Annotated in this window: 8 protein-coding genes; 4 read left to right on the forward strand and 4 right to left on the reverse strand. The window is 52.5% G+C overall.

Annotated features, from left to right (window positions below; translation table 11 throughout):
- Positions 1-117 precede the first annotated feature (117 nt).
- From SK33_RS05710 to SK33_RS05725, 4 genes are all read right to left on the reverse strand, one after another.
- Entirely contained in the window at positions 118-3,234 is a 3,117-nt protein-coding gene (locus SK33_RS05710) for an efflux RND transporter permease subunit (RefSeq protein WP_048218456.1), read from the reverse strand.
- A 28-nt stretch (positions 3,235-3,262) separates the two neighbouring features.
- Positions 3,263-4,417, reverse strand: a complete 1,155-nt coding sequence (locus SK33_RS05715; RefSeq protein WP_003839773.1) for an efflux RND transporter periplasmic adaptor subunit — start codon at positions 4,415-4,417, stop codon at positions 3,263-3,265.
- Positions 4,418-4,697: 280 nt separating this feature from the next.
- The gene (locus SK33_RS05720; protein ID WP_003839775.1) at positions 4,698-5,264 is read right to left on the reverse strand and encodes a Slp family lipoprotein; all 567 of its coding nucleotides are present in this window, start codon (positions 5,262-5,264) and stop codon (positions 4,698-4,700) included.
- A 244-nt stretch (positions 5,265-5,508) separates the two neighbouring features.
- Positions 5,509-6,363, reverse strand: coding sequence for a MurR/RpiR family transcriptional regulator (locus SK33_RS05725; protein ID WP_003839777.1), 855 nt, complete (start codon positions 6,361-6,363; stop codon positions 5,509-5,511).
- A gap of 293 nt (positions 6,364-6,656) precedes the next feature.
- Here SK33_RS05725 and SK33_RS05730 point away from each other — a divergent pair, with 293 nt between their 5' ends.
- The 4 genes from SK33_RS05730 (at position 6,657) to SK33_RS05745 (ending at position 12,397) form a co-directional block, all read left to right on the forward strand.
- Complete coding sequence (locus SK33_RS05730) at positions 6,657-8,162, forward strand: CoA-acylating methylmalonate-semialdehyde dehydrogenase (RefSeq protein ID WP_008321514.1); 1,506 nt, start codon at positions 6,657-6,659, stop codon at positions 8,160-8,162.
- A gap of 11 nt (positions 8,163-8,173) precedes the next feature.
- On the forward strand, positions 8,174-10,099 hold the full coding sequence (iolD, locus tag SK33_RS05735) for a 3D-(3,5/4)-trihydroxycyclohexane-1,2-dione acylhydrolase (decyclizing) (RefSeq protein WP_048218455.1): 1,926 nt from the start codon (positions 8,174-8,176) through the stop codon (positions 10,097-10,099).
- A 343-nt stretch (positions 10,100-10,442) separates the two neighbouring features.
- The gene (iolG, locus tag SK33_RS05740; RefSeq protein WP_003845960.1) at positions 10,443-11,429 is read left to right on the forward strand and encodes an inositol 2-dehydrogenase; all 987 of its coding nucleotides are present in this window, start codon (positions 10,443-10,445) and stop codon (positions 11,427-11,429) included.
- A gap of 38 nt (positions 11,430-11,467) precedes the next feature.
- Positions 11,468-12,397 (forward strand): sugar ABC transporter substrate-binding protein, encoded by a 930-nt coding sequence (locus tag SK33_RS05745; protein ID WP_008321517.1) that lies wholly within the window; start codon positions 11,468-11,470, stop codon positions 12,395-12,397.
- Positions 12,398-12,427 lie beyond the last annotated feature (30 nt).

Below are 12,427 nucleotides of genomic sequence, written 5' to 3' on the forward strand. Positions count from 1 at the left end.
TACCCTGCTATCCACGAGAAACTCGCTGGATAGCCGTGCCCACTAATAACTGTAGACCTGACAAATGAAGTCCCATCCCTGGATTTAATAATCTAAACCCAGGGATAGGGCAGGGGATCAACGTCGGGCTTTAAATCGCGCTAACGTATTTTCAACGAGTACAAAGAATACTGGAACAAAATAGATCGCCAGTACCGTCGCGGCCAGCATCCCACCGATAACCCCCGTACCGACGGCATTTTGCGCGCCAGAGCCCGCGCCGTTGCTTATTGCTAGTGGAATTACCCCCAGGATGAAGGCCAGTGAGGTCATCAGAATAGGACGTAAGCGCATTTGCGCGGCTTCCACCGCGGCTTCAAGCGGCGTTTTCCCTTCTTTCTGCATAATCTCGACGGCAAACTCGACGATCAAAATAGCATTTTTAGCCGATAGCCCCATCGTGGTGAGTAGGCCGACCTGGAAATAAACATCATTGCTCAGGCCGCGCAGATCGGTGGCCAGCAACGCGCCGACCACCCCGATTGGCACAACCAGCATCACCGAGAAAGGGATCGACCAGCTTTCATACAGCGCCGCCAGCGCCAGAAATACGACGATCAGCGAAATGCCGTACAGCATTGGTGCCTGGTTTGTGGATAGCGCCTCCTGATAAGACAGACCGGTCCAGGCATAACCGACGCCTGCGGGCAGTTTATTAATCAGCGATGCCATAAATTTCATCGCATCACCGCTGCTTTTCCCTTCTACCGGCTGGCCCAGAATTTCCATTGCTGGCTGACCATTATAGCGTTCAAGGCGTGGAGAGCCGTAGGTCCACTCGGTTGATGAGTAGGCGGAAAGCGGGGTCATCGCGCCAGAGGCATTACGTACATACCAGTGATTGATATTGTCAGGCAACATACGGAAGGGCGTATCGGCCTGGACATACACTTTTTTTACGCGCCCCTGGTTCAGGAAATCATTGACATAGCGACTACCGAACGCGGTGGAGATGGTCTGATTAATATCCGATAACGCAACGCCCATAGCTTCAGCCTTTTTGGCGTCGACGTGAATGCGGAACATCGGCGTATCTTCCAGGCCGTTTGGGCGCACCCCGTCGACCTCACCTGAGGACTGATTGGCCAGAGCCAAAAGCTCGTTTCGGGCCTGCATCATTTTTTCGTGCCCAAGATTAGCGTTATCCAGCAACTCCATATCAAACCCTGATGCGGTGCCCAATTCCGCGACCGCGGGTAAATTGAACGGATAAACGACGGCATTATTGATGGTACTTAAGGCCTTCATTGCCCGTCGAATAATGGCGGTAACCGAGTTTTCTTCGCCAACGCGTTCTGACCACGGCTTCAGGCTGATAAACGCCAGGCCATTATTTTGTCCCTGACCGCTGAAACCAAATCCGCCGACGGTGAAAACAGAAGCAACGTTTTTCTGTTCTTTCGTCAGGTAGTAATCTGTAATTTCTCCAAGCACTTTGCTGGTGTTCACCATCGTTGAACCTGAGGGCAATTGCGCCGTGGTCATGAATACCCCCTGGTCTTCTTCAGGCAAAAAGGAGGTCGGCGTACGTAAAAACAGCACCATCATGCCCGCGCCAATGACTAAGTAAACGACCATGTAACGGCCCGTGCAACGTAACAGTTTTCGGGTGCTGTCCGTGTAGTGCTGAGTGCATTTCTCCATGAAATGATTGAATCGGGTAAACAGAAAATGCGTATTTGCCTGCTCGTCATCGTGTGCTTTTAACAGCATGGCGCAGAGTGCTGGCGTCAGGCTCATCGCCACAAACACCGACAGCAGCATGGAGGAGATCAAGGTGATGGAAAACTGACGGAAAATTTCTCCTGTCGCGCCGCTCATAAATGCCATCGGCATAAATACGGCGGATAACACGACGGCAATACCAACCAGCGCCCTCTGGAGCTGGCCCATTGCTTTATGCGTTGCCGCTTTTGGAGACAAGTGCTCTTCAGCAATAATACGTTCTACGTTCTCAACCACCACGATAGCATCATCGACTAACAACCCTATCGCCAGCACCATGCCAAACATCGTGAGCGTATTAATCGAAAAACCGGCGACGTCGAGAATGGCAAAGGTGCCAAGGATAACCACCGGAACGGCGATAGTGGGGATGAGCGTCGCACGAAAACTTTGCAAAAACAGGTACATGACGAGGAATACCAGAATGATTGCCTCGATCAAAGTATGAAAAACACCCTGAATCGAAATTTCGATAAACGGCGTGGTGTCATAGGGATAAACGGTTTTCATGCTGGCCGGAAACCAGGCTGATAATCTGTTCAGCTCTTGTTTAACAGCCTGGGACGTTTCAAGGGCATTGGCGCCTGCGGCAAGTTTAATCGCGATCCCAGCGGCGGGTTTGCCGTTGTAACGTGCAACCGTGGCATAATTTTCCGCACCCAGCTCAATGCGTGCGACATCGCGCAGCAGAACCTGAGAACCATCTTGCTGAACTTTAAGGAAGATCTTGCCAAATTCATCGGTTGTTTGCAGACGCGTCTGGACGATTATCGACGCATTTAATTGCTGATCGGCTGACTGAGGCATGCCCCCCAGTTGCCCGCCAGATATCTGATTATTCTGTACTTTGAGCTGGGTAATGACGTCCTCGGGAGTGAGGTTATACTTGTCGAGCTTTTGCGGATCCAACCAGATGCGCATGGCGTATTGCGAACCGAATAACTGCACGCTCCCCACCCCGGCAGTGCGGCTTAGCGGATCTTTAATGTTCGAGGCCACATAGTCGGCAATATCATATTGGCTCAGGCTGTTATTATCAGAGATAAAACCGGCGACCATTAAGATATTGCTGCTGGATTTATCAACGCTGATCCCTTGCTGTTGTACTTCCTGTGGCAAGGAAGGCATCGCCAGCTGCAGTTTATTCTGTACCTGAACCTGCGCAATATCGGGTGATGTACCCGTTTTGAAGGTCAGGATAATCGAGGCATTACCTGCCGCATCACTGGTGGATGACATATACATCAGGCCATCAAGACCATTCATATTCTGTTCAATCACCTGGGTGACGGAGTCTTCAACGGTCTTTGCATCTGCCCCGGGGTAGGCCGCGCTGATGGTAATGGTTGGGGGCGCAATTTGTGGATATTGGGCGACTGGCAGGTTCATTATCGCGATACCGCCCGTAAACATCATGATAATAGCGAGCACCCAGGCGAAAACTGGGCGCTCAATAAAAAAGTTGGCCATAAAGAAAGTGTCCTTAATACCTGAAATATTACTGTTCAGCTACCGTGTCAGGTGTGTTCAGTTTTGAAGGGAGGACCCGGGCTTTGCTTCCCGGACGAATTCTTTGTAATCCGGACACAATGACCCGATCGCCGGGGCGTAATCCCGCGGTCACTAACCATTGATTACCAACGGCCTTCACTGCGTTTATTTCACGCAGTTGCACTACGTTTTCCTGGTCAAGGATCAGCGCGGTGGCTTTTCCTTGCTCGTTGTGCGTAATTCCTTGCTGGGGGACCATCAACACGTTTTGTTGACTGCCTTCGTCCAGCAACGCAGTGACATACATGCCGGGTAAAATTTCACCTTCAGGATTGGGAAATACGGCGCGCAGGGTTACCGAACCGGTGGTCTCATCAACAGCGGGATCGGAAAACTCAAGCGTACCGGTATGGCGATAGGGTTTGCCGTTTTCCAGCATCAGCTCAACCGGAATTTTGCCTTGTTGCTGGGCAATTTTGCCGTTAGCTTTCTCTTCTTTCAGGCGTAAGAAGTCCTGTACTGACTGCGTTAAATCAACATAGATCGGATCTAATCTCTGAACGGTGACCAGCGAGTTTTCCTGATTGGCAGTAACCAGGGCACCCACGGTCACGGAAGATTTGCCGCTAATGCCATCAATGGGCGAGGTAACATTGGCGTATCGAAGATTGATGGTGGCTTGTTCAAGATCCGCTTTAGCGACGGCAACATTGGCTTGCGCTTCATTAAGCTGTGAAAGCGTGGTGTCATAGTCCTGGCGGCTGACGTAATTAGATTTTATTAATGCTGACTGCCGATTTAGTGTCAGACGAACATTATTGGCGGTAGCCTGTGCCTTTGCCAACGCGCCTTTGGCTGAGTCCAGTCGTGCCTGCAGTGGGGCTGGATCAATTTGATACAGTGATTCTCCTTTGCTGACTTTATCACCTTCAACAAAGTTGCGTTTTATGATGATCCCACCAACCTGAGGGCGGATTTCGGCGATCTCGAACGCAAGCGCGCGACCCGGAAGTTCACTTTTAATATTTACTGAGGAGGGGGCTAAGGTAACAACGCCGACCTCGGGCTCCATGGTGGTTTTTACTGCAGGTTTATTATCGCAGGCGGTGATGATGACGCTACTAAAGAATAATGGTATCAACAATAAGCATTTTCTGTTCATAGTAATCCCTGAATAATGTGTAAACACAAATGTTCTTTTATTGCATGCAGGGTGGGGGAGTTGTCGGTAAATAACAAAAGATGGTCAGGCATGAGAAGGGTAAAGCCCATTTCTTCGCTAAAGAATTAGCGGTTAAAAATTATATGTAACAGGAAGAATGCATGTTAAGCGAAGGATCTCCTGAAGCAGGATGGCGCAATAAGATAAACGCGGGGTAATGAGAAGGGTTGTTTGCCAACACCTGACTCCGGAATATAGTCGCGCCATCTTACCTCTGGGATTATTTCACTAGCTCCGGAGTTACCTGAGTTACTGTATTAGCGTAGTAAGGCGCTCCCCACATCGGCTCTGGCCAGAACGCACCGTAACCATAATCCCACATATTATAAGTGGTGTTGACAGACTCAGTTAAATGCCAAACCTGGATACCTTGTAAATCAACTTTAACAAAGTTGTACGGGACTTTGTTGATGAAACCTGACTCATCTCCTTGAATTGTTCCCAAAATAGTCACGAAATGGTTTCTGTAGTTTACCGGATCGAGGAAACCTTTCTGCTGGGCAAGAATACGTCCCTGATAGCTCGCGTCAATTTGTGGCTTAGCAGAGTCGTTCAGTGGCAAAACGGCGATTTCCAGCAACGTATCTTTTTTGGTGTTAATCACATTGATGACTTTACCGCCAAAGCGGGCCTGCTGACCGGTATATAAACCAGGCTGGTTATGCACGGAGATAAAGTTTTTTTGGATATCGGGTTGATTATTACCTTTGATATTCTCAGGAATGGCGGCACATGATGCCAGGGTGAAAGCAAGGGCAATAATCATCAACCCTTTTGTATTTTTCATTTTACTTTCCTGCTTAAAAAAGACAGGGCTATAGTAAACCTTTGCGTATTATTGTCAGCACACGCATTGTTGATTATCTAAAATTAATATAATTGTAGCTCATGGTAATAACGGATTGTATTTTATCCGGTCGCTGAATGATGGTGATATTTTCAACGACCATAAAAGTAACTGCAGACATCACGATTTCACGTCACGCTGGCGGGAATGTAATAAAGCGGATCATCAATTTTCGCGTCGCTCATCAACCGACAGAATGACCGCGTTCATTACTCCCGTCACCTAGCCGGTAAGCCAGCGCCACGACCAGTGACTGTACCAGGCACAGCGTCGCTGACTGGGAGCGAAACGCGTCGACCTGCGCCTCTTTCACCACAAAGCAGAGATCGCTGAACGTTGCCAGCGGGCTTATCTGGCTGTCGGTAATCACGATCTGGCGCGCGCCGGCATTGGCTGCAGTTTCGCTGACCATCACCGTTTCTTCCGCATAAGGCGAGAAGCTTATCGACACCACGATATCGCGCGCTTTAATGCGGTTAATCTGCTCGCGCAGCATTCCGCCCATTCCGTCGAGCAAAATAGGGCGACACTCAAGATGGCTCAGGGCGTAGGTAAGATAGGCGGCGACGCTAAACGAACGACGTAGACCGGCGATGTAAATGGTGTCGGCTTCTGCCAGCAATTGTACGGCGCGTTCCAGCATTTCAGGTTCGGCACGGGCTGCCAGCTGCTGGAGCGCTTGAGTATTCGAACGGGCGAACTCCTGCAGGATATCGAGCGGGGTTTCCGGCACGGCTTCGCTTTCCATCTCACGGAACATGCGCGCGCGGTCGCTGTAGCTGGCGGTTTCCTCCACTAGGTTCATACGAAACAGCTGTTTCATTTCGTTGAAGCCGGTGAAGTCAAAGGCATTGGCGAAGCGGATCAGCGTTGAGGGTGGCACTCCGGCACGTTCAGCAATGACGGCAACCGTATCAAAGGCCACGCTATTGGTATTATCCAGCACATAGCGGGACACCTGCTGCAGCCTCTTACTCAGGCTATCGTAGCGATCGCGGATTTGCTGCTGCAGCTCGTTCAGGCTGGTTGCTGTTGTCATTTTACCTCCTGGTACATAGTTTTATGATTCTAAACGCAAAACCGCGTCTTTGAAATGTCACTCATTCATCTGGCTGTAAAAACGAAACAAAAGCTTCAGGTTTGCCGTTCGCTGAAACGTTCTGCCAGTGCATGCTAATCATGCGATTCCGCTTGTTAACATAAAAACCCATCCTTGATCACATTAATCATTATTTATTTTATTTCAACTTAAAATGGAATGTTTGTTTCATATATAGTACACAGATAACAGTGTTCAGGTAACAGTCACGTATCAACAGCGAGAGGTTAAGGATGGAGACAGTAGCGAATTTTATCCACGGCGAATGTGTCACCGGTTCAGGCCAGCGCGTTCAGGCAATCTTCAACCCGGCCACCGGCGAGCAGATCCGCCAGGTGGTGATGAGTACGATACAGGAAACCGAGCAGGCCATTGCGGCAGCGCACGACGCATTCCCCGGGTGGGCGCGCCATTCTCCGTTAAAACGTGCGCGAGTGATGTTCCGCTTTAAGGCGCTGTTGGAAGAAAACATGGAGAGGCTGGCTCGCATCATCAGCGAAGAGCATGGCAAGGTGTTCTCTGACGCAGTTGGTGAGCTGACCCGCGGCCTGGAAGTGGTGGAGTTTGCCTGCGGCATCCCACATCTGCAAAAGGGCGAACACTCAGCCAACGTAGGCACCGGCGTCGATAGCCATTCGCTGATGCAACCTCTCGGGGTTTGCGTCGGGATCACGCCGTTTAACTTTCCGGCAATGGTACCGATGTGGATGTTCCCCATCGCGCTGGCAACCGGGAATACCTTTGTGCTGAAACCCTCGGAAAAAGATCCTTCTCTCGCCCTGGCTCTGGCGAAACTGCTGCAAGAGGCGGGCCTGCCGGACGGCGTGTTCAACGTCGTACAGGGAGATAAAGAGTCCGTCGACGTGCTGCTGACTGACCCGCGCGTGCAAGCCGTGAGCTTTGTCGGCTCTACGCCGATTGCGGAATACATTTATCAGACAGCGTCAGCCCACGGTAAGCGTTGCCAGGCGTTAGGTGGTGCTAAAAATCACTGCATTTTAATGCCGGATGCCGACATGGATATGGCGACCAACGCCATTATGGGTGCCGCTTACGGCGCGGCGGGTGAACGCTGCATGGCGCTTTCTGTCGTGCTGGCGGTGGGTGATAAAACGGCAGATGAGCTGTGCTCGAGACTGGAAAAACAGATTGCGGCGCTGCGTGTCGGGCCGGGGCTTGATCAGACACCGGAAAACGAAATGGGACCGCTTATCTCCTCGGTGCATCGGAATAAAGTGCTCGGGTATATCGACAGTGGGGAATCTCAAGGAGCCAGTCTGCGCGTGGATGGTCGACGTTTTAGCGTTAAAGGCCATGAGCAGGGTTATTTTGTTGGGCCGACCCTGTTTGATAACGTCACGCCGGAGATGACCATTTATAAAGAAGAGATTTTTGGACCGGTGCTTTCTGTGGTGCGCGTAGCAGATTACAGCAGCGCGGTGGAACTGATTAATCGTCATGAATATGGTAACGGCACGGCAATTTTCACACGTGATGGCGGCTGTGCGCGTCGTTTCTGCGAAGAGGTGCAGGCGGGCATGGTGGGCGTTAACGTGCCTATTCCGGTGCCGATGGCGTTCCACAGTTTTGGCGGCTGGAAGCGGTCCATTTTTGGTGCGCTCAATGTTCACGGCAATGATGGCGTGCGCTTCTATACCCGGATGAAAACCGTCACCGCACGCTGGCCGGAGATGCTGCAGGACACAGGGGCAGCGTTCTCCATGCCAACGCTGGGCTGACAGGAGGGGTTATGCAAACCGAACGTATGACCATGGCTCAGGCGCTGGTCAAATTCCTTAATCAACAATATATCTGTGTCGATGGCGTGGAAACGCCCTTTGTCGAGGGGGTCGCCACCATCTTTGGTCACGGTAATGTGCTTGGCATTGGCCAGGCGCTGGAGCAGGATCCCGGTCATTTGCAGGTGATGCAGGGATGTAATGAGCAGGGAATTGCGCACATGGCGACCGGATTCGCCAAACAGCATCGGCGCCAGCGTATTTTTGCCGTGACGTCATCGGTTGGGCCGGGAGCGGCAAACATGGTGACCGCAGCGGCAACCGCGACGGCGAACCGTATTCCTCTGTTGTTATTGCCAGGCGATGTCTACGCCAGCCGTCAGCCGGACCCGGTATTGCAGCAAATTGAGCAATACCATGACCTTGGCATCAGTACCAACGACTGCTTCCGCCCGGTCTCGCGTTACTGGGACCGGATTAACCGCCCGGAGCAGTTAATGAGTGCGATGCTAAACGCGATGCGAACGCTTACTGACCCCGCAGATACTGGTGCCGTGACCATCTGCCTGCCACAGGATGTACAGGGAGAAGCCTGGGACTATCCACAGAGTTTCTTTACGCGCCGCGTTCATCTGATTGAACGTCGACCGCCCGACCCACAGCGTCTGGCGATGGCGCGGGCGCTGATTGCCCGCAAACGCCGTCCGCTGGTGGTATGCGGCGGCGGGGTACGATATTCCGGTGCGCATGAGGCGTTTCGTATGTTTGTTGAAACGCTGCAACTGCCGTTTGCCGAAACTCAGGCCGGAAAAGGCGCACTGGTTAGTGACCACCCACTTAATCTCGGAGGCATTGGAGTAACTGGAGGGATGGCAGCGAATCAGCTCGCACCAAAAGCCGATCTGGTGATCGGCATCGGTACGCGCCTCACCGACTTTACCACCGGTTCGAAAGCGCTGTTTTCTCATCCGGAGGTTGAGTTCCTGCTGCTGAACGTGGCGGAGTTTGACGCGCTGAAGCTTGATGCCACTGCGCTTATCGCCGACGCCCGTACCGGGCTTACGGCGTTAACTGAAACGCTGAAAGACTACCGCAGCGATTGGGGGAAGGAGGTCACGCAGGCGCAAGCGGCTTGGCGCGATGAGTGCCAACGTTTATGGGATCGCGACTGGCGTCCCGACGACGAACCCGAAGTGGCAGGGCATCTTGACGCTCAGTTAGCGGAATATGGCGACACGCTAAACACCCGGTTGACCCAGACGAAGGTGCTGGGACTTATCAATCAGCACATTGAAGATAACGCTATCGTCGTGGGGGCCGCTGGATCGCTGCCTGGCGATTTACAGCGTATCTGGCAGGTCAAAACCCCGGACAGCTATCACCTGGAATACGGCTACTCCTGTATGGGCTATGAAATTGCGGCTGCTATTGGGGCCAGGCTGGCGAAGCCACAGCAGCCGGTTTATGCCATGGTGGGGGATGGCTCATACATGATGCTGCATTCCGAGCTACAAACCGCCGTTCAGGAGGGGATAAAAGTCACTATCCTGTTGTTTGATAACGCCAGCTTCGGGTGCATTAACAACCTGCAGATGGGGCATGGGATGGGGAGTTTCGGTACGGAAAACCGCCACCGCAACCCGCAAACCGGACGGTTAGATGGACCGTTGGTGAAGGTCGATTTTGCTAAAAACGCGGAAAGCTACGGCTGTCGGGCATGGCGCGTACATGACGAGCAAAGCCTGCTGGCGGCGCTGGAAGCCTCCCGTGTGCATTCGGGGCCTGTGCTGCTGGATATCAAAGTTCTGCCGAAAACCATGACCCACGACTATGCCTCCTGGTGGCGCACTGGCGATGCGCAGGTGGCAGACTCTCCGTCGGTGCGAAAAGCGGCTGAGCAGACGTTTGAGCAGGTGAAAAACGCACGTCAGTACTAAAAGCGATTAATGCCGGATGGCGCTGCGCTTATCCGGCCTACAGCGGATTCTACCTTCTGGCCGGATAAGGCGTTAGCGTCGTCATCCGGCAACCTGCGACAACGAAATTTTCATTTCATTTTTCCTTTCTCTTCATCCATCACCTCCTTCCTGAACGGAAGGGGGCCAATTCCTTCATCTTTCCTGTCTTTATGTTGTGATATTGATAACAAATTTTATCTCGATCATCTCAAAAGTGTTAACTTGCACCAAAAAATATAATTTTCACTATTTATAAAAATGAAATAAATGTTTTATTTAAAGGGTCGTTAGTTCATCGCATTCACCAACACCGGGAGCCGTTATGTTTAACATTGCTTTACTGGGCGCTGGCCGAATTGGCCAGGTACATGCAGCTAACATTGCCAGTCACAGTGCTACTACCCTCTGGTCGGTCGTCGACCCGAATCAGGAATTTGCCACTCGTCTTGCCACACAGTACCAGGCTCGTTTGCAAAGCCTGGATGAGGCGATGACGGACCCTAACGTTCACGCCGTGCTGATTGCCTCCGCGACCGATACCCACGCGGATCTGATTGAAATGGCCGCACGCCACGGCAAAGCCATCTTCTGTGAAAAACCGGTCCACCTGGATCTGGCCCGTGTACGCGACTGCCTGAAAGTGGTCAAAGAGTACGACGTACCATTGTTTATCGGTTTCAACCGCCGCTTCGATCCGCAGTTTCGCCGCGTGAAAACTGACGCACTGGCCGGGCGTATCGGTAAACCGGAATCGCTGCTGATCATCTCCCGCGATCCGTCGCCGCCGCCTGCGGAATATGTGCGTGTGTCCGGCGGTATGTTCCGCGATATGACCATCCACGATTTTGATATGGCGCGCTTTATCATGGGCGAAGAGCCGGTTTCGGTGTATGCCCAGGGCAGCAATCTGGTGGATCCGGCGATTGGCGAAGCGGGCGATATCGACACCGCGTTCATCGTACTGAAATATGCCTCCGGCGCGATGGCGACCATCGTCAACAGCCGCCGTTCTTCTTACGGATACGATCAGCGCCTTGAGCTGCACGGCTCTGAAGGGCTGCTGTGCGCGGGCAATATTCTCGAAAACCAGGTGCAGCATTACGGCAAACAGGGCTGCACCAGCGCGTTACCTGAACACTTCTTCCTGCAGCGTTATAAATCGGCCTATGCCGCGGAATGGGAACACTTTGTTGCGGTACTGCGCGGCGAAGCGGTCCCTGATTGCAGCGGGGACGATGGCGAGCGTGCGCTGTATCTGGCGGATAAAGCGCTGGAGTCACTGCATAGCCAGCGTGAAGTTCTCCTCTGATTGTCACCACAACCTACCCTACACAGAGAGACATAATAATGAAAAAATTGATCTTAGCTGTCCTCATCGCCATGACATCTGGGGCAGCCATTGCTGAAAATGAGCAAATTGTTTTCAGTACGCCAAACCTGGCGATGCCATTTGAAGTTCACATGCAGCGCACGGCGGTGAAAGCCGCAAAAGAGATGGGCGTGAATTTACAGGTCCTGGACGGGCAGGGTAGCTCGCCAAAACAGGTCGCTGACCTGGAAAACGCCATAACTCGTGGCGCACAGGGCTTTATTGTTTCGCCGAACGATGTCAACGCGGTATCCAGCGCGGTAGATGAAATTCAGGATGCGAAACTGCCCGTGGTCACGCTCGACCGCTCCGTTGACAGCCAGAAAAAAGTGCCACACTTCGGCGCGAACAACTACAAAGGCGGCGAGGCGATTGGCGACTTTGTCAAAACCAAATTCCCAGACGGGGCAGACATTATTCTGCTGACCGGCCAGCCAGGCTCCTCCTCCAACATTGAACGTACTAAAGGTATTCGCGACAGCCTGAAGGCGGGTGGTGAAAAGTACAAGATCGTTGCCGATCAGACCGGTAACTGGATGCGTTCTGAAGGGATGCGCATTGTTGAAAGCGTGCTGCCTTCGCTGCCGAAGCGTCCGCAGGTGATCCTCTCCGCTAACGACGATATGGCGCTGGGCGCGATTGAAGCGTTACAGGGGCAAGGACTGAAGCCGGGTGAAGTTCTGGTCACGGGATTCGATGCCGTGCCGGAAGCACTGGCGCGTGTGCGCGACGGTTGGCTGGCAGTGACGGCGGATCAACGTCCTGGCTTTGCGGTGAAAACGGCCATGAGCCAGTTGGTGAATAACGTCCGTGAGAAGACTGCGATCACCGGGGCTGACTACCCGCCAACGCTTATCACTAAAGAAAATTTGCAGCAGGCTGAGCGTATCGGTGAGGCCGGTAACTGATATGTCCGGAGCCGCCGTTACGGCGGCTCC

The sequence above is a fragment of the Citrobacter sp. MGH103 genome (assembly GCF_001034475.2).
Lineage (GTDB): Bacteria > Pseudomonadota > Gammaproteobacteria > Enterobacterales > Enterobacteriaceae > Citrobacter > Citrobacter freundii.